At 71.0% G+C, this 26607-nt stretch carries 23 protein-coding genes and 1 tRNA gene; 12 read left to right on the forward strand and 12 right to left on the reverse strand.

Translation table 11 applies throughout. The annotated features are described in order from the left end of the window. Nucleotides 1-15 precede the first annotated feature (15 nt). A complete protein-coding gene (locus ABGB18_RS06510; RefSeq protein ID WP_347694440.1) occupies nt 16-267 on the forward strand; it encodes a hypothetical protein in 252 nt (83 codons plus the stop codon). Between the two features lie 48 nt (nt 268-315). On the opposite strand, the gene ABGB18_RS06515 is transcribed toward ABGB18_RS06510, so the two are convergent. Beyond that, nucleotides 316-2229, reverse strand: a complete 1914-nt coding sequence (locus ABGB18_RS06515; protein WP_347694441.1) for a M48 family metalloprotease — start codon at nt 2227-2229, stop codon at nt 316-318. 81 nt (nt 2230-2310) lie between these two features. Here ABGB18_RS06515 and ABGB18_RS06520 point away from each other — a divergent pair, with 81 nt between their 5' ends. Beyond that, on the forward strand, nt 2311-3531 hold the full coding sequence (locus ABGB18_RS06520; protein WP_347694442.1) for a deoxyguanosinetriphosphate triphosphohydrolase: 1221 nt from the start codon (nt 2311-2313) through the stop codon (nt 3529-3531). Nucleotides 3532-3608: 77 nt separating this feature from the next. Then, nucleotides 3609-4769, forward strand: coding sequence for an FAD-dependent oxidoreductase (locus tag ABGB18_RS06525; RefSeq protein ID WP_347694443.1), 1161 nt, complete (start codon nt 3609-3611; stop codon nt 4767-4769). On the opposite strand, the gene ABGB18_RS06530 is transcribed toward ABGB18_RS06525, so the two are convergent. Next, complete coding sequence (locus tag ABGB18_RS06530) at nt 4732-5628, reverse strand: M23 family metallopeptidase (RefSeq protein ID WP_347694444.1); 897 nt, start codon at nt 5626-5628, stop codon at nt 4732-4734. The two genes, ABGB18_RS06525 and ABGB18_RS06530, sit on opposite strands and share 38 nt — an antisense overlap. Nucleotides 5629-5823: 195 nt before the next feature. Here ABGB18_RS06530 and dnaG point away from each other — a divergent pair, with 195 nt between their 5' ends. Both dnaG and rpoD read left to right on the forward strand, forming a co-directional pair. After that, a complete protein-coding gene (gene dnaG, locus ABGB18_RS06535; protein ID WP_347694445.1) occupies nt 5824-8625 on the forward strand; it encodes a DNA primase in 2802 nt (933 codons plus the stop codon). A 640-nt stretch (nt 8626-9265) separates the two neighbouring features. After that, nucleotides 9266-10402: an RNA polymerase sigma factor RpoD gene (gene rpoD / locus ABGB18_RS06540; protein WP_043627522.1), complete on the forward strand. Its 1137-nt coding sequence runs from the start codon at nt 9266-9268 to the stop codon at nt 10400-10402. A 121-nt stretch (nt 10403-10523) separates the two neighbouring features. Here rpoD and ABGB18_RS06545 read toward each other — a convergent pair whose 3' ends face one another. The 7 genes from ABGB18_RS06545 to ABGB18_RS06575 form a co-directional block, all read right to left on the reverse strand. Further along, nucleotides 10524-11330 carry a transporter substrate-binding domain-containing protein gene (locus tag ABGB18_RS06545; protein WP_347694446.1) on the reverse strand — a complete coding sequence of 269 codons (807 nt, stop codon included), beginning with the start codon at nt 11328-11330 and terminating at the stop codon, nt 10524-10526. After that, nucleotides 11327-12685, reverse strand: a complete 1359-nt coding sequence (locus tag ABGB18_RS06550; RefSeq protein WP_347694447.1) for a hypothetical protein — start codon at nt 12683-12685, stop codon at nt 11327-11329. Before ABGB18_RS06550 ends, ABGB18_RS06545 begins: the two co-directional genes overlap by 4 nt. Continuing rightward, the gene (locus tag ABGB18_RS06555) at nt 12682-13323 is read right to left on the reverse strand and encodes an FHA domain-containing protein (protein WP_347694448.1); all 642 of its coding nucleotides are present in this window, start codon (nt 13321-13323) and stop codon (nt 12682-12684) included. The genes ABGB18_RS06550 and ABGB18_RS06555 overlap by 4 nt, the downstream gene beginning before the upstream one ends. 147 nt (nt 13324-13470) lie before the next feature. Further along, complete coding sequence (locus ABGB18_RS06560) at nt 13471-14754, reverse strand: VWA domain-containing protein (RefSeq protein WP_347694449.1); 1284 nt, start codon at nt 14752-14754, stop codon at nt 13471-13473. After that, a complete protein-coding gene (locus ABGB18_RS06565) occupies nt 14747-15634 on the reverse strand; it encodes a protein phosphatase 2C domain-containing protein (protein ID WP_347694450.1) in 888 nt (295 codons plus the stop codon). The genes ABGB18_RS06560 and ABGB18_RS06565 overlap by 8 nt, the downstream gene beginning before the upstream one ends. Beyond that, the gene (locus tag ABGB18_RS06570) at nt 15634-17772 is read right to left on the reverse strand and encodes a tetratricopeptide repeat protein (protein WP_347694451.1); all 2139 of its coding nucleotides are present in this window, start codon (nt 17770-17772) and stop codon (nt 15634-15636) included. The genes ABGB18_RS06565 and ABGB18_RS06570 overlap by 1 nt, the downstream gene beginning before the upstream one ends. Next, nucleotides 17772-18935: a hypothetical protein gene (locus ABGB18_RS06575; RefSeq protein ID WP_347694452.1), complete on the reverse strand. Its 1164-nt coding sequence runs from the start codon at nt 18933-18935 to the stop codon at nt 17772-17774. The genes ABGB18_RS06570 and ABGB18_RS06575 overlap by 1 nt, the downstream gene beginning before the upstream one ends. A gap of 171 nt (nt 18936-19106) precedes the next feature. Between ABGB18_RS06575 and ABGB18_RS06580 the strand changes: the two genes are divergently transcribed. From ABGB18_RS06580 to ABGB18_RS06590, 3 genes are read left to right on the forward strand one after another with little or no spacing between them, the layout of a single operon-like run. After that, nucleotides 19107-19265: a hypothetical protein gene (locus tag ABGB18_RS06580; protein ID WP_347694453.1), complete on the forward strand. Its 159-nt coding sequence runs from the start codon at nt 19107-19109 to the stop codon at nt 19263-19265. Between the two features lie 32 nt (nt 19266-19297). Beyond that, complete coding sequence (locus ABGB18_RS06585; RefSeq protein ID WP_347694454.1) at nt 19298-20572, forward strand: hypothetical protein; 1275 nt, start codon at nt 19298-19300, stop codon at nt 20570-20572. Continuing rightward, nucleotides 20569-21042, forward strand: coding sequence for a hypothetical protein (locus ABGB18_RS06590; protein WP_347694455.1), 474 nt, complete (start codon nt 20569-20571; stop codon nt 21040-21042). The genes ABGB18_RS06585 and ABGB18_RS06590 overlap by 4 nt, the downstream gene beginning before the upstream one ends. Nucleotides 21043-21262: 220 nt before the next feature. Here ABGB18_RS06590 and ABGB18_RS06595 read toward each other — a convergent pair whose 3' ends face one another. Further along, the gene (locus ABGB18_RS06595) at nt 21263-21580 is read right to left on the reverse strand and encodes a YtxH domain-containing protein (RefSeq protein ID WP_347694456.1); all 318 of its coding nucleotides are present in this window, start codon (nt 21578-21580) and stop codon (nt 21263-21265) included. 127 nt (nt 21581-21707) lie between these two features. Between ABGB18_RS06595 and ABGB18_RS06600 the strand changes: the two genes are divergently transcribed. From ABGB18_RS06600 to ABGB18_RS06610, 3 genes are all read left to right on the forward strand, one after another. Further along, nucleotides 21708-21779 (forward strand) — tRNA-Asn (locus ABGB18_RS06600). 363 nt (nt 21780-22142) lie between these two features. Further along, nucleotides 22143-22601, forward strand: a complete 459-nt coding sequence (locus ABGB18_RS06605) for a hypothetical protein (RefSeq protein WP_347694457.1) — start codon at nt 22143-22145, stop codon at nt 22599-22601. 210 nt (nt 22602-22811) lie between these two features. Continuing rightward, nucleotides 22812-23927: a nitric oxide synthase oxygenase gene (locus ABGB18_RS06610; RefSeq protein ID WP_347694458.1), complete on the forward strand. Its 1116-nt coding sequence runs from the start codon at nt 22812-22814 to the stop codon at nt 23925-23927. On the opposite strand, the gene ABGB18_RS06615 is transcribed toward ABGB18_RS06610, so the two are convergent. After that, a complete protein-coding gene (locus ABGB18_RS06615) occupies nt 23850-24611 on the reverse strand; it encodes a tyrosine-protein phosphatase (RefSeq protein WP_347694459.1) in 762 nt (253 codons plus the stop codon). The two genes, ABGB18_RS06610 and ABGB18_RS06615, sit on opposite strands and share 78 nt — an antisense overlap. Nucleotides 24612-24662: 51 nt before the next feature. On the opposite strand from ABGB18_RS06615, the gene ABGB18_RS06620 reads away from it, so the two are divergent. Then, nucleotides 24663-25436, forward strand: a complete 774-nt coding sequence (locus tag ABGB18_RS06620) for an enoyl-CoA hydratase-related protein (protein ID WP_347694460.1) — start codon at nt 24663-24665, stop codon at nt 25434-25436. Nucleotides 25437-25467: 31 nt separating this feature from the next. On the opposite strand, the gene galK is transcribed toward ABGB18_RS06620, so the two are convergent. Continuing rightward, the gene (gene galK / locus ABGB18_RS06625; RefSeq protein WP_347694461.1) at nt 25468-26580 is read right to left on the reverse strand and encodes a galactokinase; all 1113 of its coding nucleotides are present in this window, start codon (nt 26578-26580) and stop codon (nt 25468-25470) included. Nucleotides 26581-26607 lie beyond the last annotated feature (27 nt).

The following is a 26607-nucleotide window of genomic DNA, read 5'->3' on the forward strand; positions in this document are numbered from 1 at the left end:
ATTGTGTGTAGGAGCATGCCTGAGACATCTCTTCCCGGTGGCTTTGTCAATCTGATCTGCGACGCCTACGGGCTGGTGGATCGCGGCGCCGTGGTGGAGACGATCCTGTGGTGGCAGGACAGGTGCGCGAGCGGCATCGAGGCGGACGCGGCGGCAGGGCTGCCGCACGCGATCGGGTTGCGCGCGGACGGGGTGGTGGAGCGGGTACGGGCCGCGCGCCGGTGGGTGGCCGGGCACCGCGCCGACCTGGAAGCGGCGCTGCGCTAGCCGGCGCGAGCCGAACCCAGCTCCTATGCATCCTCCTTCAACGCGCACTCAGCGAGGTGGTGGGGCCGGAGCGGGATCCGGACCTGGCGCCGGGACCGGGCCAGGGGCCGGGTCCGGCGCCCCGATGACACCGGGCGCCACCGGATCGCTGGGCGGCATGAAGGCACCGGGACCCGCCGGGGCGTCGGGTGACATCCACGGGCCGGGACCCGCCGGGGCGTCGGGTGACATCCACGGGCCGGGACCCGCCGGAGCGTCGGGTGACATCCAGGGGCCGGGCTCCGTCGGGACACCGGGCGGCATGGGGGTGCCGGATGGCGTTGGGTTGCCCGGTGGCATCGCGGCGCCGGGCGGCATCGCGGGACCCGGCGTCGTCGGGTTGCTCGTTGGCATCGGATCGCCCGACGGCATCGGGGTGTCCGGTGGTGCCGGAGTGGCCGGTGACGATGGGGTGGTAGCGGGTGGTGGCGGTGGGGGTGGGGTGATCAGGGTTGTGGGGACGTAGTCGTGGCGCATGCCGTGGTCGCCCAGCCACTGCCGCAGGCCGCCCACCGCCGCCGGATTCGCCGCCACCTGCGCCGCGTACTCCGTCAGTGCCACCTCCTCCCCGTCATCGAACAGCAGCCGCGCCGGCCCCGCCCACGACAGCGTCCACCTGGCCTGGCCGAGCTGGATCAGCACCGCCTCCAGCGCCTGTCCGAGCACCCCGGCCAGCAGCGTGTCCGACGGCTTCCAGCCGCGCTCCAGGAGCCTGGCCTCCAGGTCGGCCTGCCGCCCCCGCGCGATCGCCTCGAAGGCCGCGTCCAGGTACGGCTGCGCGGCCCCCATCACCTGTTGTCCGGCCAGCGCCAGGTCGTGCAGGGCCTCGGCGTTGCGGCCGGCGTACATGCCGTCCGCCACCAGCTCCTCCCACGGAACCGGCCGCAGCGTCGCCAGGGCCTCCGGCGTCCACATGGACTGCTCCACCGCCTGCACCGCCACGTTCGCGTCCTGTAGCAGCGTCAGCGCGGAACGGGGGTCGGGAACATGCTGCGGCTCCGGCAGGTGCTCGATCGCGGCCAGGCGTTCGGCCAGGCCGGGATGGGAGTCGTACGGCGAGGTCTCCTCCGGCTGCGCCCCGAGCTCGGCGATCTCCGCCTGCCGGTCGGGATCGCTCATGAGGGCGTGGAACCCGCCGAACACCGCCGCCGGCCTGGCCCCGCCGGCGCCGGTCAGGGACAGGTAGCCGGCGACGTACAGGTCCCAGCCCGTCGCGGTGGAGTGGATCTTGCGCAGGGCGCCGGACATCGCCTGCCGCCCGCCGATCGCGACGGCGAACCGGTCGGCCTCCAGCTCCTGGTTGCGCGAGACGGCCTGCGAGATCCGGAGGTACAACTTGGCGTACCAGGTGAACAGGCGCTGGATGAGCGGGTGGCTGGACAGTCCCTGCACGGTCGCGATCAGGGAGACCCGGCCCCGGTAGACCGGCGCGCTCAGCCGCGTGTGGGCGCCGCTGTAGTGGCCGAGCTCGTGCCCGAGCACCGCGCGCATCTCGTCCACGGTGAGCGTCTGCAGCAGCGGCAACCCGATGAACATCCGCCGTCGCGTCGCCTTCAGCCCCAGCCAGCGGGTGTCCTCGGAGACGGCGGCGTTCGCCTCCGCCACCAGGCGGATCTCGTCCGGGGGCGCGGTGCGTACGCGCTGGGCGAGCTCCTCGACCGTCTGCCAGAGCATCGGCTCGTGCTCGCGCCCGACCGGCACGCCGGGTTGCTTGCCGCCACTGCGGCGGCTCACCATGAACAGGGCTCGCAGGAGCACGGCGGCGGCCAGTGTGAGGACGATCGCGCTCTTGACGGCGTTGGCGTGGAAGTCCACGAGGAGCAGGACGTCGAAGAAGACGGCGGCGGCCACGATGAGGCCGACCAACACGTAGAAGCCGGCGAGCAGGCCGAAGGCCAACACTGCTCGGAACGCTGTGGTCATGGGGGAGTGCTCCCAGGGGAATGGGTTCTCGCGAGGCTCGACACTAGCGGAGACATGAAACTGGTTAAAATCACTGCACCGATGCCCCACTACGACGAGCACGACCAAGAGCGCTGGATTCCGGAACTTCCCGGCAATCCGGAACGCGCCGCGTTCGAGCGAGACCGGGCCCGGGTGCTGCACAGCGCGGCACTACGCAGGCTGGCGGCGAAGACGCAGGTCGTGGGTCCGGGAGAGTCGCTCGGCGGCGGCCAGCACATCCCGCGTACCAGGCTCACGCACTCGCTCGAATGCGCCCAGGTCGGCCGGGAGATGGGCGCCACCCTGGGCGTCGACCCCGACCTGGTGGAGACCGCCTGCCTGGCGCACGATCTGGGGCACCCGCCGTTCGGCCACAACGGGGAGCTGGCGCTCAACGCGCTGTCGGCCTCGTGCGGCGGCTTCGAGGGCAACGCCCAGAGCCTGCGCCTGCTCACCAGGCTGGAGGCCAAGGTGCTCACCGAGGACGGCCGCAGCGCCGGGCTGAACCTGACGCGGGCGGCCCTGGACGCCTCGATCAAGTACCCGTGGACGTGCGACAAATCCCCAAAGTTCGGCGTTTATGACGATGATCTGCCGGTGTTCCGGTGGATCAGGGACGGCGCCCCGGAAGGTCGGGTCAGCTTCGAGGCGCAGATCATGGACTGGGCCGACGACGTCGCGTACTCCGTCCACGATCTCGAGGACGCCCTGCACTCCGGCCACGTCACCCCGGAGGCCCTCCACTCGCCGGCCGAGCGCCGCGACGTGTGCGAGACCACCCGCACGTGGTATGCCCCCGGCGCCGACCCGAACGAGCTCCAGGAGGTCTTCGCCAAGCTGATCGGCGACCCGCTCTGGCCGCGCCACTTCGCCGCCACCCTCGCCGACCTGGCCGGGCTCAAGGCCCTCACCAGCGGCCTCATCGGCCGCTTCTGCCGCTCCGCCCAGGCCGCCACCAAGGAGGTGTACGGCTCCCGCCACCGCGCCGACCTCGTCGTGCCGCCCGCGACCCGGCTGGAGTGCGCCCTGCTCAAGGGCGTCACCGCCCACTACGTGATGACCACCACGGACCACAACGTCAACCAGGCCAGGCAGCGCGACCTCATCGCCGAGCTGGCCTCCCTCATCACCCTCGGCGCGCCGGGCACGCTGGAGCCCGCCTTCCGGCCCGCGTACCTGGAGGCGCCCGACGACCCGGCCCGGGTGCGCGTGGTCATCGACCAGATCGCCTCCCTCACCGACACCTCGGCCGTCGCCTGGCACCGCAGGCTTTCGCGATGACCAAGCTTCCGCCAACGAGCCAGGTCACCTGACTCAACCCGCTTTCGTCGCGGCCCGCGGGGGCGGATACTGCGCCCATGGCCACATATGTGATCGTCGGCGCCGGGCTGGCCGGAGCCAAGGCGGCGCAGACCTTGCGCGAAGAGGGCTTCGACGGTGAGGTCGTGCTGATCGGCGCGGAGAACGAACGGCCCTACGAGCGACCGCCCCTGTCCAAGGACTACCTGCAGGGCACGAGCGAACGAGAGAAGATCTTCGTCCACGCCCCCGAGTGGTACTCGGACAACGGCGTGGACCTGCGGCTCGGCATGCGCGTCACCCGCATCGAGCCCGGCAACCACCTCGTCAGGCTCAGCGACGGGTCACGCCAGCCCTACGACAAACTGCTGGTGGCGACCGGCGCCACCCCCCGGCGCCTGCCCGGACCCGCCTACTACCTGCGTACCGTCCAGGACAGCGAGGCGCTCAAGGAGCGCTTCGCCTCGGCGGGCAGCGTGCTCATCGTCGGCGCGTCCTGGATCGGCCTGGAGACCGCGGCGGCCGCCCGGGCGGCGGGCTGCGCCGTCACCGTCGTCGAGCCCGAGCCCACCGCCCTGAACGGGGCCCTCGGCCCCGAGCTCGGCTCCCTGTTCGCCCGCCTGCACGCGAGCAAGGGCGTCGACCTGCGCTTCGGCACCGCCGCCGCGGAGATCACCGAGACCGGCGTGCGGCTCAGCTCCGGGGAACGGCTGACCGCCGACCTCGTCGTGGTCGGCATCGGCGCCGCCCCCGAGATCGGCCTCGCCCGCGACGCCGGGCTCGACGTCGGTCAGGGCATCCTCACCGACGCCGCGCTGCGCACCTCACACCCCGACGTGTTCGCGGCGGGCGACGTGGCCGAGCCCTTCCACCCCCTGTACGGGCGGCGCCTGCGCGTCGAGCACTGGGCCAACGCCCTCAACGGCGGCCCCGCCGCGGCCAGGTCCATGCTCGGCCAGGACGTCGTCTACGACGCGATCCCGTACTTCTACACCGACCAGTACGAGCTCGGCATGGAGTTCTCCGGTGACATCGAGGGCTACGACGAGCTCGTCTACCGCGGCGACCCGGAGAGCCTGGAGTTCATCGCCTACTGGCTGCGCGGCGGCCGGGTGATCGCCGGCATGAACGTCAACACCTGGGACGTCGTGGACGACATCCAGGCGCTCATCAAATCGCGCGTCATGGTTGACCAGAAGGATCTATCGGGGAAAGGGTGATCACCGCGTCGTCCTGGTCGCGCCGGGGCCGCGGCCGCTTGGTCCTGCCGGGTGTCGGCTGCGCCTGCGGGACCTGCTTGACGACCGCGCACTGAACCGTGCAGGACGGGGTCTCACCCAGCTTGGAGCGCAACGCCTGCGTCTCCTCCCTGGGCGAGAGCGTACGGTTGCCCTTCCGCCACGCGTCCAGATAGTCCCACGGCTTCACCATGCCCCGCCGTACCCACCAGTAGGCCGGGCCGGCCTTCCACGAGATCGCGAAGTAGAGGTTGGTCGCGGTGTCGCGGGCGTTGCCCGTGTTGCCCACCCGCCCGAGCACCTGCCCGGCCTTGACCCGCACACCCGGCTTCAGGCTCTTGGCGACCGAGTCGAGATGACCGCCGAGGTAACGCACGCCGTCCTCGCCGATGATCGAGACGAACCTGCCCTCGCGCTGCGACCCCTGGTCGGTGGCCGGATTCCACAGGTTCTGCGTGCTGACCTCGTCCACGACCCCGCCGATGGGCGCCACGAACGCGCACCCCCGCTTCGCCCAGATCGTCGTCTTGGGCAGCACCAGTAACTTCCGCTGGTACGTGGTCTTGCAGTCCTTGACCGGGAACGTGTACGTGTACTTCGACAGCTTCGGCGGCGGCACCTCGACCGGGTCGTCGCCCTTGGGCTGCTGCTCGGCGGCCTGCGACTCCGGCGACGGGCCGGGCTGCGCGTCCGTGGCGCCGGGCGGTGAGGTGACCGCGGCCGGAACGCCGGCAGGGGCCGTGGCGCTGACGCCCGCCAGGCCGGACACCTGGCTGCAGGCGCCAGTCAGCAGCACCGCACCCGCGACGGCCGCCCAACGCCCGATAAGCCCCGTTTGCATGTTCTCCACCCGTGTCACCGTTTCCACCGACAACCTTTACCTTTGTAGCCGACTGCCGGACCCGGTAGAGCCGGTTTCCCCCTGTTGCAACCCACAGGTAACGTCGGCCTTCCCGTACGTACCGTGCCGGGCTCTTCATGCCGGCCATGCACGCGCGGTCGGGAACCGTCGGTGGGGCGGAATAGACTCACCGGCGTGGCTGGCCGGATCCGTGATGTCGACATCGCGCTCGTACGCGAGCGCTCACCCATAGCCGACGTGATCGGCGAACACATCCAGTTGCGCAACGCGGGAGGAGGCAACCTCAAGGGGTTGTGCCCGTTCCACGACGAGAAGAGCCCGTCGTTCAACGTCACCCCCGAGCGCGGGATGTATTACTGCCTGGCGGCGGAGACGCAGGTCATGACGTGGGAGGGCGTGCGACCCATCGCCGAGCTTGCGGGCGGGGTGCACCGGGTGCTCGCCGCCGACGGGACGTGGGTGGACGCGCCGTTCATGTCCTTCGGGGTCCAGCGGCTCATGAGGCTCGTGGTGAGCCGCAACGGGCAGAAGAAGGAGATCTTCGCCACGCCCGAGCACCGCTGGTTCGTACGGTCGGGGCGGAAGCAGGACAAACGGGCTGAGGTCATCACTAAGGACCTGAAACCGCGCCAGCGGCTGGTGACGGTGTTCCCCGGTTCCCGCATCAAGCGCACCACGCCGTCGCCCTTCGGCGTCGCACACGGGATCACCTTCGGTGACGGCACCCGAGCGGCCACAGGAAGCAGAGCGACGCTCGACAGTGTCAAGGACGCGCAACTGCTCAAGTGGTTTCCCCTCAGCTATGTGACGGAGTGCTTCGGCGGGACTTCAGGGACGGCCAAGCAACTGCTGGTCCACCATCTGCCGCGGTTCTTCAAGGAGCTCCCTCCGCTGGATGAGTCCGTCCCGTATCTCTACGGCTGGCTCGCGGGCTATCTGGCTGCGGACGGGCATGTCTCCAAAGACGGCACGATCATGCTGAACTGCGCGGACAAGGCGACCCTGCAATTCGTCCGCGCCGCCTGCACCAGGCTCGGGATCGGCACGTACGGCATCACCGAGCAGGTCAGAGTCGGCTTCCCGGGGAGAGAGCCAAGCTCGATCTTCCGCATCCACTTCGTCAACGAGGACTTGACGGAGGACTTCTTCCTGATCGATGAGCACAGGCTGCGCTTCACCACTGCGAACAAAGCCTTCGCTCGCCGCGGCTGGGTCGTCGAGTCCGTCGAAGAGACGGAGCGCGTCGAAGAGGTGTTCTGTGCCACTGTCGACCACGGACATGCTTTTGTCCTGGAAGACAACATTTTGACGGGGAACTGCTTCGGCTGCTCCGAAGGTGGTGATGTGATCACCTTCGTCGAGCGGATCGAGCACCTGACGTTCGGCGAGGCGGTCGAGCGGCTGGCGCAGCGGGCCGGGATCCAGCTCCACTACGAGCAGGGCGGCTACGTCCCCAGGCGTGATCACGGTGAGCGGGCCCGGCTGGTGGAGGCGCACAAGGCGGCGGCCGAGTTCTACGCCGACAAGCTGCTCGTGCCGGAGGCGTCGGTGGGGCGGCGGTTCCTGTCGGAGCGGGGGTTCGAACGGGCCGACGCGGAGGCGTTCGGGGTGGGCTACGCGCCGGCCGAGTGGGAGGCGCTGACCCGCCACCTCCTCGGCCGTGGATTCACCGCCGAGGAGGTGGTCCGGGGCGGGCTCGCCAAGGAGGGGCGGCGGGGGCCGATCGACCGGTTCCGGGGGCGGCTCATCTGGCCGATCAGGGACGCCACCGGGGACGTGATCGGATTCGGGGCGCGGAAGTTGCTTGATTCCGATGATGGGCCGAAATATCTGAATACGCCTGACTCGCCGCTTTACAAGAAGAGCCAGGTCCTTTATGGAATTGATCTTGCTAAACGGGAGATCTCCAAGCGGGCCCAGGCGGTGATCGTCGAGGGCTACACCGACGTGATGGCCTGCCATCTCGCCGGGGTGCCGACGGCCGTGGCCACCTGCGGCACCTCCTTCGGCGAGGAGCACATCAAGATCCTTCGCAGGTTCCTGCTCGACCAGGCGGAGTTCCGGGGTGAGGTGATCTTCACCTTCGACGGTGACGCGGCAGGGCAGAGGGCGGCGCTGCGGGCCTTCGCCGACGAGCAGAAGTTCGTCACGCAGACCTATGTCGCGGTGCAGGGCGACGGGCTCGATCCTTGCGATCTGCGGGTCAAGCAGGGTGACGCGGCCGTGCGTGATCTGATCGCGAGCCGGGAGCCGCTGTTCCAGTTCGCGATCCGGAGCACGATCTCCCGCTACGACCTGCGCAGCAACGAGGGCAAGATCGCCGCGCTGGACGCCGCCGCGCCGATCGTGGCCGGGATCAAGGACGTGGGGCTGCGCAAGCGCTACGCCATCGACCTGGACCGGTGGCTGGGGTTCATGGACGAGCGGTTCGTCATGCAGCGCATCGCCGACGTCTCGCGTACGCAGCAGGGCCGCCCGCAGCCGGTGTCCCGGGCGGCGCCCGTCGATCCGAGCGTGCGCGTCGAGGGGGAGTTGCTCAAGCTGGCCGTGCAGCGGCCGGCGCTGCTCGGCCCCCGCTTCGACGCCCTCGACCCGCAGGCCTTCACCGCCCCCGACCACGTGTCCCTGCACAAGATCATCATCGACGCCGGCGGCCTCGCCGGGGCCGGGCCCGGGGGCCGGGAGTGGGTGGATCACCTGCTGGAGCACGCCCACGAGGAGGGAGCCCGGGGCCTGGTCACCCGCTTCGCGGTGGAGTCCATCCAGGCCGACGCGCACGCCGAGGAACGCTACGCCGGGGCCATGCTGGCGGCGATCGAGGCCATCGCGGTCGACCGGGCCATCGCGCAGGTGAAGTCGCGGATCCAGCGGCTCAATCCGGTGGAGGAGCAGCAGGAGTACAACAAGCTGTTCGGGGAGCTGGTGGCCCTGGAACAACAACGCCGCGTCCTCCGCGACCGCGCCGCCGGCAGCTAGCCTTCGGCGTCCCGGCCCCGTGGGCCACCGTGAACCGCTGGTCCTCGGCCGGTTTCGGCCTGCCCGATGACCTGGGCGGCGCACCCGCCCGAGCCCCCACACCGCCGCACACCGCCCACACCGATGTCACGGCCCTGCCACAGCGTCCCAACGGCCTCAAGCACTCGGACCCCACCCAAGGGCGTCCGTCCCACACCTGAGGGCGTCTGCCGCACCCGAGGGTGTCCGACCCGCACTCCACAGAGCCTCGGGCTTGTGGCTGAGTGGGCGTCGGCCCGTGGGGTCGGACGCTGGGTGACACCCTCACATCAGCCGCCTCACGGACGGCGGTTGATAACAGTTCGGCTGCGGTCGCAAGCGGTATATCCGGGTGGTTGACCGGGGAACTTGGCGCGGTCCAAAGTGTGACAAAACGGAAGGGCAACGACATCCAGGCAGCGAAAGAGTCGCGTCCGGCCTGAGGGCGGTGCCGGACGCGCGAAACAAGACCGCGTAATTGACTTTACTTTCCTGATCAAACTTGCGCTAAACCTTTAGGCGATCTCAATTCGGTAAGGACGCCCGTCTTACCTTGGGTGACAAAAATGGGTCTGCCATTTGCTGGAACCAATACTGCAGACTGTCTCCCGTGGGTGCATCGGTGCTGCCAAGTGGACCGCCATCGGTAGATCAGGTGGCGGACCTCGTCGCGAAGGGAAGGGAGCGCGGAAGCGTAACCGTCGATGACGTCGCAGCCGCGCTTGACCGATCCGAGTTGCCGTCCGACGCGCTGGAACGCGTCGTGCGGATGCTCGCCGAGAACGGCGTGGAGGTCCTTGAGCCCCAGGGCGACGAGGAGTCCACCCGCGCCGATGAGGAAGACGTAGGCAAGCGGGCTCCGACCAGCGATCTGGTCCGTATCTATCTGCGGGAGATCGGGCGTGTGCCCCTGCTGACCGCTGAGGAGGAGGTGGAGCTCGCCAAGTCGATCGAAGCCGGCCTGTTCGCCGAGGACAAGCTGGCCAACGGGGTCTCGCGTCTGGCCTTCCCGGAGTTCAGGGAGCTCGTCTGGCAGGGCACCCGGGCTAAACAGCGGCTCATAGAGGCCAACCTCAGGCTCGTGGTGTCGATCGCCAAGCGGTACGTGGGCCGCGGCATGCTCTTCCTGGACCTGATCCAGGAGGGCAACCTCGGGCTCATCCGGGCGGTCGAGAAGTTCGACTATACGAAGGGCTACAAGTTCTCCACCTACGCGACCTGGTGGATCAGGCAGGCGATCACCCGGGCCATCGCCGACCAGGCGCGTACGATCCGCATTCCGGTGCACATGGTGGAGACCATCAACAAGCTCGTACGCGTGCAGCGCCAACTCCACCAGGACCTCGGCCGCGAGCCGATTCCCGAGGAGATCGCCAAGGAGATGGACCTCCCTGTCGATCGGGTGGTGGAGATCCAGCGCATCGCCCAGGAGCCCGTGTCACTGCAGTCGCCGATCGGCGAAGAGGACTCCGACCTCGGCGACTTCATCGAAGACGCCGACGCGGTCGTGCCCATGGAGGCGGCGGCCTTCATCATGCTGCAGGACCAACTCGACGACATCCTGGCCACGCTGTCGGACCGCGAGCAGCGCATCATCCAGTTGCGCTTCGGTCTGGCCGACGGGCATCCGCGCACGCTGGAGGAGGTGGGCAGGGAGTTCGGGGTCACGCGGGAACGCATCCGCCAGATCGAGTCGAAGACCCTCGCCAAGCTCCGCCACCCGACGCGCGCCCAGATGTTGCGCGACTACCTGGATTGAGCCGACCAGTCGATCATGCCGGCGACCCACCTTCCGAGGGGTCGCCGGCATCGTCACGTCAGCCGCCCGCCGCAACGCGGCGGCCCTGGTCCCGAGCCCGGGGTCACCGTTGGGGCCGGGGTCATGAGCAGCCCTCGAACTGGGGCACTGCGATCGTGGTCAAGTTCAGGCCCGACTTGCCGAACCACTTGCGCAGCAGCTTCTCCGCCGTCCCGTCCTGATACATGTCGGTGATCGCCCGGTTCACCGCCTCGCATCCGGGCACGTCCCCCTTGTGCAGGCCCACCCCGGTGCGCTGCTCGTTGAACTGGGCGTTGGCCAGCCGCAGCCCCGACCCGTCCTGGGCGGCCAGGCCCGCGAGGATGACGTCGTTGGTGGTGACCGCGTCCACCCGCTTGTCCTTCAGCGCCGCCAGGCACTGCCCGTAGTCCTCGAACGGCACCACCTGCGCCGCCACCTTCCGCTCCTCCACCACCCGCTCGGCCGCGTTCGAGCCCTTGACCTCGCAGATCTTGCGCCCCTTGAGGTCGCGCACGTTCGCGATCGTCTCGTCGGGCCGGATCAGGATGTCCTGATAGGAAGTGTGGTACGGCCCCGCGAACAGCACCCGCGCCTTGCGGTCCTGGCTGATCGTGTACGTGGCCAGCACCATGTCCGCCCGCTCGTTCACCAGCACCCGATCCCGATCGGCGGCCAGCACGGGAATGAAGGTGTAACCCTTGCGCAGCTTGCCCGCCAAGTAACGGGCCACGTCCACGTCGAAGCCCTCGTACGTGCCGTCGGGCCTGCGGAAGCCGACCGACGGCAGGTCGGGGCGTACCCCGATGATGATCTCGTCCTTGTCCACGATCGACTCCTGGCCGCTCATGCCGCAGCCCGCGACGACCGCCGCGGTCAGGGCCAGCACCACCGCCAGCACCCGTTTCACCGGTACTCCTTGAGTCGTGGCCACACCCCGGCGATCACCAGCAGGCCGATCACGCCGATCGCGTAGGGGAGCAGCCGCCACAGGTTGTTCAGGGCGCTCTCGCCGGTGGCGATCGCGGCGGTGAACACGCCCTGGTGCGAGTCGGCCAGCTTCACCAGCGCCTGGTCGTAGGAGTCGAACGCCGAGGTGACGGGCCCGAGCCGGGCGGCGACCGCGTCGTTGGCCCGGCCGTCCAGCACGAGCCCGCGGAACGTCCTGTCGGCCGCCTGGAAGGCCCGGTAGGCCGCCATCACGTCGTCGCCCTGCTGGCCGACGAGTTCGGGCCCGAGCAGGCCGAGGAAGTCGTCCGACCCCTTCGCCACCTTCTCGTGGTAGACGTCCAGGTTGCCGGCCTCGAAGTAGATGATCGACAGCGACTTGTCGAGGTAGGTGTGCTCGTAGGTGTCGGCCCGGTCCTTGTCCAGCAGGTAACGGCTCTGGTCGCCCTGCATGCTGTTGCTGATGGCCCGCGCTCTGGCCAGCGTCAGCACCGAGTCGAACCCGGCCGACTTGGCCCGCAGCAGCGCCTCCTCGTCCTGGCCCAGCACGTTGACCCCGAAGAACAGCGCCAGGGCCGTGGTCACCGTGGCGATCAGCAGCGCCGGCGCCAGCACCCGGCGGAAGCGCCGGGTCAGGAAGACCTGCAGCCAGATCAGGCAGCCCAGCGCGAGCAGCCCGGCGACCAGCACCGCGCCCCGCACGAGGGGCACGATGAGGGCCTTCTCGTCGTAGGTGCGGCGCACGATCGTGCCGGTCTCCAGGGTCAGGTTGTAGGCCTGGGGCAGCAGTTCGAGCCGCATCAGATCGGTGGCGGCGCGATAGGTCTCGACGACCTGCGCGGGCGGCGGGCCGGGCGCGTGGCCGGAACGCTCGTCGAGCAGCAGCGCCTGCCCGGCCAGCCGCTCGTACTGTCCGAGCTTGTCCAGCACCGACTCCACGGTCCTGCGCTCGGCCGGATTGTCGCCGGACAGCTCGAACGCCTTCAGCAGCGCCCGGTTGGCCTCCGCGCGCCGCCGCTCGTACCGGTCGATCGCCGCCGCGCGCTGCCGCTCGTACTGGTCGCCCATCACGAGCACGTTGGCGACCTGCGCGTCCATGTCGCTCAGCGCCAGGTAGAGCCCGGCGGTGGCGACGACCTGCGGGCCCGCGTCCCGCCCGATGACCCGCAGCCCGTCGCGCGCGGAGGAGCTGCCGACCGCGAGCGCGGCGAACAGCAGGGCCAGCGTGGCGACGGTGACGCCGGAGATGACCCGGATCCTGCCGGGCACGCCGCGACGGACGGGCGGCGGGGCGCCCCGGGTCTGTACGAGGGTCACGGCGCGCCCTCCCTGAGGGTGATGACGGTCCACGCGCCCAGGTGGATCCGGTCACCGGCGCCGACCCTGACGGGGACGTTGACCCTGACGGGTTTGCCGTTCACTTGGGTGCCGTTGGACGAGCCGGGGTCCACGATCGTCCACGAGCCGTCGGGCTGGGCCAGCAGCACGGCGTGCAGGTGCGACACGCCCGGGTCCTCCGGTGGCCCGGTCAGGTCGATCTCGGGGGCCAGGTTCCTGGCCTTGCTGCGCCGCCCGATGCGTACCTGCTCGCCGTGGAGCGCGAAGGAGCGCTCGGGGCAGTACGGCGGGAACGCCACCGAGCCGGCGTCGGGCCCGCCCTCGGCGATGACCTTCTCGTAGTAGGCGCGGTCGGCGGCGGTGACGGCCTCCCAGCGGGCGCCTGAGCCCAGATCCCGCACGGGGGTGGCGCTCCCGGCGGGACCGCTGTAGTCGTGGCCGCACACCTCGCAGAACTGCCCGGCCCGCGGCGTCTGGCAGATCGGACACCCTTCCTCCGCCGGGGTCGCGGTCGCGGGCTGGGGCGCGGCGGGCTGGGGGGCCGCGGCCATCTGGGTGCCGCACACGTCGCAGTAGTCGTCCGCGCCGGACGCATGCCCCTGCGGACAGGTCGTCATCAGCTTCCTTCGTTTTTCATCGTTCGTTCACCGCTCCTTCATTCACCGCGTCGGGTTCACTCGTTGCTCATTGGTCGTTCACCGCTCCTCGTTCGCTGTGCGGAGTGCTTCGTTCCTCAGCCCTCCACTCCGCTCACTCCGTCGGGTTCACTCCTTGCGCAGCCGGCTCGTTCGCACCGAGCCGGTGTCCAGCTCGATCTCGTCGGCCTTCTCGACGTTCCGGCGCAGTCGCGCGGTGCCGGTGGCCGGATCGACCTCGACCACCTTCTCCAGCAGCCGGGCGGTGTCCTCGCGCCCCGACTCGTCGGCCAGTGTCTTGGCCTTGGCCAGGCGGGCGGTCGCGGTGTCGACGTCGCCCATCGCCCGGGCGCTGAGCCCGTCCTGGATGAGCTCGTGCAGCTCGGCCTGGCCGGTGTAGTGGGCGACCTTCCGGTTGATGTGCGTGGACTGGGCCAGGTCGTCGGTCCACTGGGCGAGCACGTTTCCGCTGGCCACGACCTCCTGCGTGGCGGGGCGTACGAGCTTGACCCAGCCCGCCCTGATCTCCTGCCCGATGCGGCCCGGCGGCACCTCCACGCAGAGGTGGTATTCGCGATCCTCCGCGCCCCACGAGCCGGTCGGGTAGTCGCCGGTCAGCGGGTTGACGTCGGTACGCTTGCCGGTCAGGTCGAGCAGCGTGGGGGAGACCTGCTTGACGAACTTCAGCGTCGCCGTCTGCGGCACCCACACCCGCAACGACAGCTCGGCCACGGTCTTGCTCATCGACGTCTGCGTGAGCTTCCGGAAATATTCCGACAAATCCCCCTGATTCCGTACGAAGTCGAACGTGCCGAGCATCGCCTCGGCCACCCTCCGCAACTCGGCGGGCACCCAGTCGTCGCCCACCCCCAGGCAGTCGCACACGAACGAGCCGCTCCAGGCCGACAGCACCGAGCCGAACACCTCGGCGCGCTCGTTGTTCTGGCCGTCGGTCATCAGCAGCGCGTGCTTGATGGCCGACGGGTGCGCGGTCAGCAGGTTTCCGGCCAGCTTGAGCCACTCGCCCATCGCGGTGCCGCCGTGCGCGAGCAACCGGCTGATGGCCCGCTCCGCCTCCTTCCTGGTCGCCGGGCCGGCCTTGACCAGGTGCGGGTCGCCGCTCGGATAGACCATGACGGCCTTCTCGGTGCCCGCGATCACCGCGAAGTGCACGCCGTCGCGCAGGGTCTGCACGGCGGTCGCGGCCGCCTGCCGGGCCTCGCGGATCTTGCCGCCGCTCATCGAGCCGGACGTGTCGATGATGATCACTTCGGCGGCTTCCGCGGTCGTCGGCTGTGTGGTGACGGCTCCGCCGGTCGAGCCGACACTGAGGATGGCGTGCACCTCGCGGCCGTCGATGGCCAGGTATTTGTTCTGATCGATGGTCAGCGTGAACGTGGGCTGGTCACTCATGCGAGTCTCCTAGGGGGATCACCACAATGGTCACGTTGTCCTGGCCGCCGGAGTTCAGCGCGTGGCGCAGCAGCTCGCGGGCCAGCTCCAGCGGAGTGCCGGTGCCGGAGAAGGCGTATCCGTCCAGATATCGCCACAGGCCGTCGCTGCAGATCAGCAGCGTGCCGGGCTCCGTCGGGGTGAGGGTTCGTACGTGGGGCGGGACGTCCTCGGCGTCGGCGCCGAGCCAGGCGGTGATCTCGCCGGTCTCCACGGCGTCGTCCTCGGTCAGCGGGACGCCTCCGGCCCACTCCCCGGGGGGCGGGCGGGGCACCCAGTAGGCACGGGTGTCGCCGGCCCAGCCGAGCGTCACCCGGTCCGGCTCGGCGACGGCGGCGATGTAGGTGCAGGCGGGGGCGTCGTCCATGGACGTCGCCAGCTTCGACACCGCCCGCCCGGCCAGCTCGAACGCCTCCTGCTGCGGCAGCCCCCTGGCCAGCGCGGCGGCCGCGGCCTCCACGGCGGCCGCCGAGGCCTCGTCGGCCCGGGGCGAGCTGCCCACCCCGTCGCAGACCACGGTCACGATCGCGTCGCCGGCGGCGAGCAGGGCCATCGCGTCCTCGTTGCGGCTGCGGCGCAGGCCCCGGTCGGTGACGGCCGCCGCGCCGCCGTCGAGCACCGTCTCCTGGTGGTCCCTGCCGGTGGGCTGGCGCAGGCCGCACCGCTCGCAGTAGCCCTCCGCGTCCACCGCCGCCGCGCCGCAGGAGGCGCAGGCCGGGGAGCCGAGCGCGTGACCGCACGCCTCGCAGTAGGTGTCGCCGTCCAGTACGGGCGCCGTGCACACGGGACAGCTCACGGGGTCCGACGGCCGGTCCGCTTCGTGCCGCGGGTTCGGATCCATCACACCCACGTCCTCGGCCGTACCGCGTTCGCCTGGTCGATGAGCGCGTGGCGCTCGTACTTGGAGTCCGCCGCGACGGCGAGCCTGCGGAAGATGGACTCCAGCCGGCGCCGCAGCCCCGGCTCGGTGAACGGCGCGCCGGCCAGCGTCAGATCGGGTGGCGGCATGCTGGTCTGCAGCCACGCCAGGGCGTGCCGCAGCAGCTCCGCGGTGAGCAGGTCCCGGCGGCGCGGGTCGAGGTCGGACAGGTTGGCCAGCCGCTCCGCCGCGCCCACCAGGTCGGTCGCGGCCAGCGCGCCGATGTCGGGCCGCCGCACCACGGAGGCCGACAGCGCCACCTGCGCCGCCACCCGGTAGCTCGACGTGGGCGGCACCTCGTCGAGCACGCCCATCTTGCCGCTCCTGGCCAGCCCGAACGCCGCGCTCACGAAGGAGTGGTCGGTCCGCCAGACGGATTCGTACCAGCCTGCGGCCGGCTTGCCGGCACACTCCAGCGCCAGCGCGAGCGCCAGCTTGGGCGCCTGCTCGCCCGGCAGCTCCGACAGGCACCGGTCGAACATCGGCACGGCCTGGTCCGGCTGCCGCGTCGCCATCGCCAGCACCCCGCGGTACCAGGTGACCCGCCAGTCGCCCGGCAGCGCCCTGGACAGCTCGTTGAGCGCGACGGTCGTCTCCGCCGCGCCGTCCTCGGCCAGCAGCCTGACCCGCATCAGCCTCGTCTCCGGGCTCGGCTGCATCGCGGCGAGCTGCTCCAGCAGCGCCCCGCTGTCGTGGCCGGCCAGCCCGGCCAGCGCGCCCGCGGCCGGGTCGGCCGGGTCGACCAGCGGCACCGGCAGCCTGCCCGCCACCGTCACCGGGTCGAGCGCCCCGAACACCACCCGGTCGTCGTCCTCCGACAGTGCCGTCCCCACCGCTGTCCGCTCCGGCCCGAACATCGTCGAAGGTGCGGGGTAGGGCACCTTGTCCTCAAGCGCGCACACCTCGCGCAGCACCCCGACGAGCTGCTCCTCCATCTCCCACGCGCTCTGGAACCGGTCGGCCGGATCGGCGGCGGTGGCCTTGCGCAGCAGCCGGGTGAACGACGGGTGCCCGCAGTCCTGCGGCAGCGCGGCCGCCACCCCCTTCGCGGCCGGGCTGAACCCGGGGATCGCCAGCACCGCCAGCGTCCTGGCCACGGTGTAGAGGTCGGACGTGACCGACGACGACTGGGTCTCCAGCTCGGGCGCGTGGTAGCCGACCGTCGCCCAGGACGTGCCCGGCGGCGAGCCGATGGGCTGCACCGCGCCCAGGTCGATCAGCTTGAGCCGCTTGCCCACCCTGATCACGTTGGCCGGCTTGAGGTCGCAGTAGACCAGGCCGTGCTCGTGCAGGTAACCGAACGCGTGCAGGATCTCCCGGCCGTACATGAGGGTCTCGCGCAGCGGCAGCGGGCCCTGGCGGCGCAGCTCGTGCAGGGACTGGCCGCCGATGTACTCCATGACGATGTAGCCCAGCCCGGCCGAGCGCTGGAAGTTCAGGATCTTGACGATGTTGGGGTGGTCGACCGTGGTGAGGAACTTGCGCTCCGCCTCCGCCGCCGCCAGCGCCTCGGCGTCGTTGGTGTTCAGCAGGCCCTTGAGCACCACCCACATGCCGTCGAGGTTCTCGTCGGCGGCCAGGTAGATCCAGCCGAGCCCGCCGTGCGCCAGGCAACCCAGCACCCGGTATTGACCGGCCACCAGGTCCCCCTTGCCCAGCTTGGGGGTGAAGGAGAACGGGGTGCGGCAGTGCGGGCAGAACCCGTCGGTCAGCCCGGGCCGCCCCTGCCGGGAGCGCCCCACCTTCTCCCCGCACGCCGAGTTGGCGCAGAACCGTTTCTCCTCCGGCACCTCGGGATCGGCCATCACCGCGGCGGCGGGATCGCGGGCGGGCACCGCCGGCAGGTCGGCGATGGTGGCCAGCACGCCGGCCCGCGACCTGCCGCTGCTCACGGGCGAGCTCACCGAGCGGCTCACCGGCTGGGTCACCACCGGAGCGGACGAGAGAGCCGCGGAGGGAACGGACGCGGGCACGGGGGGCGAGTTCTCGGCGGTGCCGCACAGGTCGCAGTAGCCTTCTTCGATCGACCCCGTGCAGTCGGGCTGCGCGCAGCGGGTCATCAATTACCTCCGTGGATCGCGCGCTGGTAGGTCTCGACGGCCGCCGCCGCCGACGTCAGGTCGCAGGGGGCGCTCCACAGCAGCGCGCGCGCCCGCTCGAACAGCTCGGAGGTCACCGGGTCCTCCGCCAGGCCCTTGCGGACCGCCATCATCTGGCAGGCGCCGAGCCGGCCGCGCAGCTCGTCGCGCCGGCTGATCAGGCCGTACATGGCCCGCGCCGTGGTCCGCGCCTGCTCGGCGGCCGCACGGACCGCCTCCTCCAGGGCCGCCAGCCGCCGCGCCCGCAGCACCCAGGGGGTCGCCGTGACGTCGAGCGCGTCCAGCTCACCGGTGAGCGCCTCGACCCGGGTGCGCGGCTGGGCCCGCGGCGGCAGGGCGATCTTGACGACGACCGTGCCGTAGGCCAGCCGGGCCTCGCTCTCGGCCGCGCGCACCTCGTCCAGCGCGGCCAGCAGGTTCTCCCGGCGCCCGGCGTACTCGTCCTTGACGGCGACGGCCAGGTCGAGCTCCGCGCGGGAGCCGGACAGCAGCCGGGCCATCCGGTCGAGGTCCGGCTCGACGGCCGCGCCGAGCGGATCCGCGAGCGCCGTCGCCCGCATCTCGCTCAGCTCGGCCTCGGGGGCGTCGAGGGCGGCGCTCTCGCCCAGCTCGCGTTCGAGCTCCCGGATGCGGCGCAGGTCGGTGCCGGCGGCGTCGAGGCGGGGCAGCAGGGAGTTCCAGACGGCGTCGATGTCGTTGAGGGTGGCCGTGACCTCCTGGAAGGCGGCGTCCATCCGGGTCACGGCCTGGTCGAGGGTCAGCCTCTCGTCCGCCTGCGGGAGCAGCGAGCGCTGCTCGACCGGTTTGGCGGCGGCGCGCAGCACGACGGACGCGCCGGCCAGCAGCTCGGTCAGCGCGGCGAGCTGCTCGGTGCCGAGCCTGCCGCGCGCGGCCCTGACCTGCTCGGCGTCGCGCAGCACCGCCCGGTAGGCGTCGTTGAGCCGCCAGACCGTGGCCAGGGACTCCTGCGCCGCGGCCCATCGCCGTGCGGTCGCCCCGCGTAAGGAGGCGCCCTTGAGTAACTGGTAAGTGGTGTGGGATTCGAGGTCGAGCAGGTCGCCGGAGATGCGGTCGCGTTCGTCGGCCCGAGCGCGCAGTTCGTGCTCGGCGCCCTCCCTGCTCATGGGTGGTCCCAGACTCATCACGCTCCCCGTGAAGAGGGCCCCCGATGCCCCTGACCGGCACAACGGGGGGTCGACCGGTTGGTTCCAAGGGTAGGGGGGACCCCTGACTTGTCCCTGATTCAACCCTGTCCCGCCTGCAATTCACTTAAAGGATCTCTTACCGTCGTAGCCATGGGACGCATTCTTCTGGTCATCGCGGCGATCATCGCCGCGCTCGTTCTGCTCGGCCCCGTCGTGGGGCTCGTGTTCACGCTGCTCAAGTGGGCTCTGGTCATCGGCGCCGTGGTGTTCGGCGGCATGCTTCTGGCGAAGTGGGCGAAGAGGACATAGCTTCCTGCGGCATCCGCAGTCATAGTTGGGTGATGGAAGCGCGGCCCGCGGTTGACGATGCCGCGCTCGGGCGCGAGGCGCTGGGCGTGCTCGAGGCGAACTGGACGGGCACCGGGACCGTGCCCGCGCCAGGTCTCTACCCGCACCAATGGAGCTGGGACTCGGCGTTCGTGGTCATCGGGCTGGCCAGGCACTGGCCGGACCGGGCCAAGGACGAGCTGCTCAGCCTGCTGCGCGGGCAGTGGGCGACCGGGATGCTGCCGCACATCGTCTTCCACACCCGCGAGGCCTACTTCCCCGGGCCCTCCGTGTGGCGCTCGGAGGAGCACGCGGACGCGCCGCGGGTGGGCACCTCGGGGCTCACCTCGCCGCCGCTGCAGGCGCTCGCGCTGTGGTGGCTCTACCGGCACACCGGGGACGTCGCGTTCGTCCGCAGGGCCTACCCCGCGCTGGTGGCCCAGCACGACTACCTCGCCACGGCCCGCGACCTCGGCGGCGCGGGGCTGGCCGCGATCGTGCACCCGTGGGAGTCGGGCATGGACGACTCCCCGGCCTGGGACGAGCCGCTCGACGCGCTGCCGATGATCAGGTGGGGCTATCACCACGTCGAGCTCGAAGAGCGCCATCCGGCCAGCGACCACGACCGCTACGTCTGGCTGGCCATGCGCTACCGGGACGCCGGATACAGCGCCGGCTACCTGCGCGACGAGCATCCGTTCGCGATCGAGGACCCGATGTTCAACGGGATCTGGCTGGCCTCCTGCCAGGCCCTGGCGGAGCTGGCGCCGCTGGCGCGCGCGGATCCCGAACCGCATGCCGAGCAGGCGGAGCGCATCAGGCAGGCCATGCTCGACCGGCTCTGGGACGGCTGCTTCTACGCCCGGGACCTGCGGACCGACCGGCTGATCAAGGTCTGTACGGTCGGCGCGTTCGGGCCGCTGCTGGATCCTGGGCTGCCCGCCGACCACGTGCACACCGCGGTGGCGATGCTGGAGTCGGCCCGGTTCATGGGGGCCGCGGGCTATCCGGTGCCGAGCTGCGAGATCCGGGCAGCCCAGTTCGACCGCACCCGTTACTGGCGCGGGCCCTCGTGGGTGAACACCAACTGGCTGCTCCGCAGGGCCGCGGCCGTGCACTCCCTTGACCAGCTCCGCCAGCAGCTCACCAACGGCACCCTGCGGCTGGTGCGGCAGGCCGGCTTCCGCGAGTGCTTCGACCCCTTCGACGGCAGCGGCCGCGGGTGCCGGGACTTCTCGTGGAGCGCGGCTCTCACTCTGGACATGCTCGCCGATACCGTGGGGGAATGAGCATCTTCCGCCGCCTGCCCGCCGACGTGCGCAAGTCCCTGATGACCGAGCCGGGGGAGCGGGTGCTGACGTTCGCCGTCTCCGACCTGGGTCACGTCGTCGCCACGAACCTGGCGTTGCACCTGTCAGACGGGACGCGGGTGCCGTACGAGAAGGTCGACAGGGCGGGGTGGGACGAGGAGGGGCTGCGCGTCCAGACCATGGACGGCACCCGGCACTTCGAGCGGATCGCCGAGCCGCGGATGCTCCCCGAGACCGTACGCGAGCGCGTCAACGCCACGATCGTGGTCAACAAGCACGTCAGCCTGCCGGGGCGGGGCGGTGTGCGGTTGGTGGCCAGGCGTCGGCCGGGCGGCGAGATACTCGGCTGGACTTTTGTCTTCGACGAGGGCCTCGACCCCACCGACCCCGGGCTCCGGGCGCAGGCCGAGCAGGCCCTGGAGGGCGTGCGGCGCAGCATGGGCGTGTGAGGGCGGCCCGGGCCGGGTCCGGAGGGGTGCGTCCCGCCCGCCCGGAAGGGGCGTGGTGGCGGGGGGCCGGGAAGGCCCAGCCTGAAGGGCGTGACGGCGAGAAGCCGGGAGGGAGACCGCCCTGGGGGGTGTGGCGGCGTGGCGGGAAACGACCGCGCTGGAGCGTGCGGCCGAGAGGGACCGCCCCTGGGGGTGTGGCGGTGGCAGGCCGACCGGTTGATCAGTATGGGATGCCGGTCTCGTGGGCCTTTCGGTCCATTTCATCCTCTTCCGGCCAGCCCGTTCCGGTGTCGGCGTCGTGCTCGCCGCGGTGCAGGAACGGGATCCGCTGCTGCAGCGTGTCACCGACCTTCGTCCTGGCCATCCCGGCGACCTTCGACGCCTGCGCGCCCATCACGCCCGCGACCTCCTGGACCCGAGGGCTGTCGGCGACCCGCTGGGCCGTCCGTTTGATCTGCTCGTACCGTTCGCGTCCGGCCCGGCTGCCCAACACGTAGCCGACCGCCAGGCCAACAGCGAATGTCATCCGATAACGCATTTTGCACCTCCGCTGTCTGCGGGCTACCCCGCTTGCGATGCGACACGCACTCCCGGAGTGCGCTAATCTATTCCTGCGCACGACGGAGGGGCCCAAACGGCCCCGGCGAAATGCGCGGACGATCCGATCCCGCGTAGCTCAACGGCAGAGCAGCCGGCTGTTAACCGGCAGGTTATAGGTTCGAGTCCTATCGCGGGAGCAAACGATCGAAGGCCCCTTCCGGGTTCCGGGAGGGGCCTTCGTGCGTGTGGATCAGGGGGCGCTGCCGGACCTTTTGGTGAGGACGCCAGTGAGGGCCCAGCCGAGGCCGACGACGATTCCCCCGGCGACGGCGGTGATGCCGAGGCTGCCGGCCCCGAGCAGCGACGAGCACGGTGATGAGCGCTCGCCGTCGCTGGCGGCCCGGTCGGCCGGGCGGGGGGGAGGTTTCCGCGCCGGCGGCGCTGGATCCGGGGCTGGTGCGGCGGCGTACCTGAAGATCACTTCGGGTGTCTTCAGGGGAGCTTCAGGTGCGGGGGGCCACTCTCGGGGCTGTCACATTCACCTCGGAGAGGGAGATCTCATGTTCAAGCGACGCGTCGTGATCGTCGCCACCGTCGCCGCGCTCGGCGTGGCGGGCATGGCGGGCATGGCGGGGTCCGCGCTGGCCGACGACGGGCCGGTCAGGGTGCACGGCGGCGACGCGGCCGTGGCCGGCGTCCGGCTGACGTGCTGGCTGGCCGACGGCGAGGTCGTCAAGTTGTCCAAGGCGAAGGTTGCCGAGCTCGCCAAGGAGGACTTCGTCAAGCCGCCGTTCGTCAAGAAGGGCAAGGCCGTCGCGCGCGGTGGCCGGGTGGCGATCAGCGTTCCGGCCGGGAAGCTGCCGCCCAAGGTCAAGGACGGCAAGAAGGTCAAGGACGGCAAGCAGGTCAAGCCCGGCAAGCGTGCCCGCGTCGTCCACCTCACCTGCGTGTGGGACGGGGCCGAAGGTCGTGCGGACAAGATCAAGGGGGTGGACAAGCTCAACCCGGCATATGAGTAGCGCCCCACAGAGGGCGTTCCTTTCCGTTTGGCGGGACAAATGGGGGTTCGGCGGGGAAAGATATGTGGGCCGGTTCATGAGACCGGAGCCGCGGGAATGTTGTGACGGAGGCGGGGAGAAGGCGCCACCACCAGGACGTGCCGCCGACCCGGAATCGGCGGGGCGATCCGACGACGGAGAAGTGCTGGTTGCCACGTGCCTTCATGGATCATGTCTCTGCGCCCCTTCGACGCCCTCGCCGCGCCCGGGGTGATCGAGCGAACGACCGATTTCCGCGAGGCGGAGCGCTTCATCAGGCTCTACCACGCCGAACATCCCTCCGCCGGAGGACTGTCCGCCCGCCTGCGCGACGTCGCCAGGGGAGTGGCCCGCTCCGGGACCTACACGCACACGTACGAGGAACTGGAGTTCGGCGCCCGGGTGGCCTGGCGCAACAGTACCCGGTGCATCGGGCGCCTCTACTGGCGCTCGCTGCGGGTACGTGACCGCAGACACGTGGACACGGCCGAGGGGGTGGCCCTCGAATGCGTCGCCCACCTGCGCGAGGCCACCGGGGACGGCAAGATCAGGCCCACGGTCACCGTGCTGCCCCCCGACACCCCGGCCCGGCGTGGCCCCCGGGTCGTGAACGACCAGCTCATCCGCTACGCCGGGTACCGGACCCGCGAGGGCGTCGTCGGCGACCCGCGGAACGTGGCACTCACGGACTCGGCCAAGGCCCTGGGGTGGCAGGGCGGGCGGGGCAGGTTCGACGTGCTGCCGCTGATCATCCGGCCCGGCATGGGGGACACGCTGCTGTGCAACCTGCCGGGGGACGCCGTGCTGGAGGTGCCGCTGGTTCACCCGGAATATCCCTGGTTCGCGGATCTCGGGCTGCGCTGGCACGCCGTACCGGCTATTTCGGATATGTGCCTGGAGATCGGCGGCATCTGCTACCCGTGCGCGCCCTTCAACGGCTGGTACATGGGCACCGAGATCGGCGCCCGCAATCTCGCGGACGCCGACCGGTACGACCAGCTCCACATCGTGGCCGAGCACCTCGGGCTGGACACCTCCACCGAGCGCACCCTGTGGCGCGACCACGCGCTGGTGGAGCTGAACGTGGCCGTGCTGCACTCGTTCGAGCGGGCGGGGGTCACGATGACCGACCACCACACCGAGGCCCGGCGCTTCCTCACCCACCTGTCACGCGAGGAGAAGGCCGGGCGGGTCTGCCCCGCGGACTGGTCGTGGATCGTGCCGCCCCTGTCAGGCAGCGCCACCCCGGTCTTCCACCGTTACTACGACACCCGCGTCCTCACCCCCGCCTTCGTCCACCACCGTTAGCCGCTCGCGCAGCAAGGCCAGCTCGGCGGTGGTCAGGCCGCCCGCCCGCAGGTATTCCTCGATGTCCAGGCCGTCCAGCAGGGTCATGATCACCTCGGGCGTGGTGGTGCCGGCCCGGGTGAGGTGTCCCCGCACGCGCAGGTCGTCGTCGGGCTGGCCCAGCAGGGCGTAGAGGGGGCGCAGGCGGGCCGCCGACAGCTCGTAGTCGGCCAGGATGTCGGGCTCGGCGACCCCGGCCAGGGCCAGCAGCAGCAACGTGATCAGCCCGGTGCGGTCGCGCCCGGCCACGCAGTGCACGAGCACCCCGCCCGGGGGCGCCTCGGCGATCACCCGCAGGGCGGCGGCGCACCGGTCGGGCCAGCGGTCCATCTGCGGGCGCAGGTAGAGCGGCGTCCCGCGGTAGAGGTGGACGTCGGGGTCGCCGGGGAGGTCCAGCGGGACCCGCACGACGGTCATGCCGGGGGGACGGTGGCCGGGCTCGGCCCGGTGCTCGCCGGGGCGGCGCAGGTCCAGGATGGTGCGTACGCCGTGGGCCGTCGCGGCGGCCCAGCCCGCCGGGGTCAGCCGGTCGGGCGTGTCGGAGCGCACCACCGCCTTCCAGCGCGTCCGGCGCCCGCCGGTGGCCGGTAAACCGCCCAGATCGCGCACGTTGTGGCAGCCGTCCCAGGCGAGGTCCCTGTTCATGCCGTCAGGGTATCCTTGCCATCGGCTACTAGAACATGGTTCTGTTGGGCTATGGAAGAACTCGTACTCTCCACGGTCGAGCAGGGCGTGCTCACGTTGACCTTCAACCGTCCCGACACGCTCAACGCCTGGACGGACGCCATGGGGCGACGCTACTTCGACCTGCTGGCCCAGGCCGAGAAGGACCCCGAGGTGCGCGCTGTGGTGGTCACCGGCGCGGGCAAGGGCTTCTGCTCGGGGGCCGACTTCAAGACCCTGGCCGCCATCCAGAGCGGCTCCTACGGCGAGGAGCCGGATCCGCGGCCGAACACGTTCCCCATCACCGTCGGCAAGCCGATCATCGCCGCGGTGAACGGGGCCTGCGCGGGGCTGGGCATGGTGCACGCGCTCGTGTGCGACCTGGTCTTCACGGCCGAGGACGCCAAGTGGACGACGGCGTTCGCGCGCCGCGGGCTGATCGCCGAGTACGGGCTGTCGTGGGTGCTGCCCCGCGTCATGGGCCAGCAGCGGGCCATGGACATCCTGCTGTCGGGGCGGGTGTTCAGCGGGCGGGAGGCGTACGAGCTGGGGCTGGCCAACCGGGCGCTGCCCGGCGAGTCGCTGCTGGCGCGGACCCAGGAATACGCCAGGGAACTGGCCGAACACAGCTCGCCCGCGTCGATGGCGGTGATCAAGCGGCAGGTGTGGCACGACTGGGAGGCGACCCTGCAGGAGTCCGCCAAAACGGCCACCCGGGAGATGGTCGTCTCCTTCGGCCGCCCCGACTTCACCGAGGGCGTCGCGAGCTTCCTGGAGCGCCGCCCGCCCCGCTTCCCCGCCCTGTGAACCGCCTGTGAAATCCCCGGTGAATCCGGGGTCAGGCCACGCGGTGCGCGCCCGCGGCCGGGGTCGCGGGCATGAAGCGCGGGGCCTGGAAGCCGTGCTCGGCGTAGGCGCTCGACACCGACTCGCGCACCCTGTCCAGGCGGTCCTCCGGCACCAGCGCGATGGCCGAGCCGCCGAAGCCGCCGCCGGTCATCCGCGCGCCGCGGGCGCCGCCCCGCAGCGCCGCCTCCACGGCCACGTCCAGCTCGGGGGAGGAGACCTCGTACTGGTCCCGCAGTGACAGGTGCGAGGCGTTCAGCAGGGCGCCGATCTCCGTGACGGCGCCCGCGCGCAGCAGGCCGACGAGGGCCTCCACCCGGTGGTTCTCGGTGACGACGTGCATCGTGCGTCTGCGCTCGGTGCCCTGCAGCCGCCCCAGGGCCTCGGCCAGGTCCGTGACGTCGCGCAGCGCCGGGACGCCGAGCTTGCGGGCGGCCGACTCGCACTCGGCGCGGCGCTTGGCGTATTCGCCGCCGGCGTGCTCGTGGTGCACCTGGGTGTCGATGATGAGCATGCTCAGGCCGTGCGCGGCCAGGTCGAGCGGGATGTCGCGGGAGCCGAGGGAGCGGCAGTCGAGGAACAGCGCGTGCCCCTCGCGGGACAGCGCCGAGGCGCCCTGGTCCATGATGCCGCAGGGCATGCCGACGAAGTCGTTCTCCGCCCGCTGGCTCAGCAGCGCGAGCTCCATGGGCGTCATGCCCAGCTCGTGCAGCTCGTTGAGCGCCGAGGCGACCGACACCTCGAGGGCGGCACTGGAGCTGAGCCCCGCGCCCTGCGGCACGTCGCCGTCGATGGCGATGTCCGCGCCCGCCGCCCGGTCGCCGAGCATCTCCAGCACGCCGACGACGTAGCGGGTCCAGCCCCGCGACTCCTCGTGGGTCTCCATGGTGACGGGCTCGCCGGGGGACTGCAGCGAAAGCAGCCGCACGGTACGGTCGGCGCGCGGCGTGACCGCGGCCGTCACCCCCCAGGGCACCGCGAAGGGCAGGACGAAGCCGTCGTTGTAGTCGGTGTGCTCGCCGATCAGGTTGACCCGGCCGGGCGCGTGCCAGACGGTCGCGGGGGACGCGCCGTAGGCGGCACGGAATGCTTCAACAACGCGCATAACCCAACACTCCTCAACAAGGGCCCG

It is taken from the genome of Nonomuraea sp. B12E4, from assembly GCF_039871825.1.
Lineage (GTDB): Bacteria > Actinomycetota > Actinomycetes > Streptosporangiales > Streptosporangiaceae > Nonomuraea.

Bases quoted from the DNA above. Each gene is read 5' to 3' on its own strand.
- ABGB18_RS06590 (WP_347694455.1), top strand. From the start codon at position 20,569: ATGAGCATCTTCCGCCGCCTGCCCGCCGACGTGCGCAAGTCCCTGATG.
- ABGB18_RS06530 (WP_347694444.1), bottom strand. From the start codon at position 5,628: ATGCAAACGGGGCTTATCGGGCGTTGGGCGGCCGTCGCGGGTGCGGTG.
- ABGB18_RS06510 (WP_347694440.1), top strand. From the start codon at position 16: ATGCCTGAGACATCTCTTCCCGGTGGCTTTGTCAATCTGATCTGCGAC.
- ABGB18_RS06615 (WP_347694459.1), bottom strand. From the start codon at position 24,611: ATGAACAGGGACCTCGCCTGGGACGGCTGCCACAACGTGCGCGATCTG.
- ABGB18_RS06620 (WP_347694460.1), top strand. From the start codon at position 24,663: ATGGAAGAACTCGTACTCTCCACGGTCGAGCAGGGCGTGCTCACGTTG.
- ABGB18_RS06570 (WP_347694451.1), bottom strand. From the start codon at position 17,772: ATGACCCGCTGCGCGCAGCCCGACTGCACGGGGTCGATCGAAGAAGGC.
- ABGB18_RS06520 (WP_347694442.1), top strand. From the start codon at position 2,311: ATGCCCCACTACGACGAGCACGACCAAGAGCGCTGGATTCCGGAACTT.
- ABGB18_RS06560 (WP_347694449.1), bottom strand. From the start codon at position 14,754: ATGAGTGACCAGCCCACGTTCACGCTGACCATCGATCAGAACAAATAC.
- ABGB18_RS06585 (WP_347694454.1), top strand. From the start codon at position 19,298: ATGGAAGCGCGGCCCGCGGTTGACGATGCCGCGCTCGGGCGCGAGGCG.
- ABGB18_RS06565 (WP_347694450.1), bottom strand. From the start codon at position 15,634: ATGGATCCGAACCCGCGGCACGAAGCGGACCGGCCGTCGGACCCCGTG.
- ABGB18_RS06580 (WP_347694453.1), top strand. From the start codon at position 19,107: ATGGGACGCATTCTTCTGGTCATCGCGGCGATCATCGCCGCGCTCGTT.
- ABGB18_RS06575 (WP_347694452.1), bottom strand. From the start codon at position 18,935: ATGAGCAGGGAGGGCGCCGAGCACGAACTGCGCGCTCGGGCCGACGAA.
- ABGB18_RS06595 (WP_347694456.1), bottom strand. From the start codon at position 21,580: ATGCGTTATCGGATGACATTCGCTGTTGGCCTGGCGGTCGGCTACGTG.
- ABGB18_RS06515 (WP_347694441.1), bottom strand. From the start codon at position 2,229: ATGACCACAGCGTTCCGAGCAGTGTTGGCCTTCGGCCTGCTCGCCGGC.
- ABGB18_RS06555 (WP_347694448.1), bottom strand. From the start codon at position 13,323: ATGACGACCTGTCCGCAGGGGCATGCGTCCGGCGCGGACGACTACTGC.
- ABGB18_RS06610 (WP_347694458.1), top strand. From the start codon at position 22,812: ATGTCTCTGCGCCCCTTCGACGCCCTCGCCGCGCCCGGGGTGATCGAG.
- ABGB18_RS06525 (WP_347694443.1), top strand. From the start codon at position 3,609: ATGGCCACATATGTGATCGTCGGCGCCGGGCTGGCCGGAGCCAAGGCG.
- galK (WP_347694461.1), bottom strand. From the start codon at position 26,580: ATGCGCGTTGTTGAAGCATTCCGTGCCGCCTACGGCGCGTCCCCCGCG.
- ABGB18_RS06605 (WP_347694457.1), top strand. From the start codon at position 22,143: ATGTTCAAGCGACGCGTCGTGATCGTCGCCACCGTCGCCGCGCTCGGC.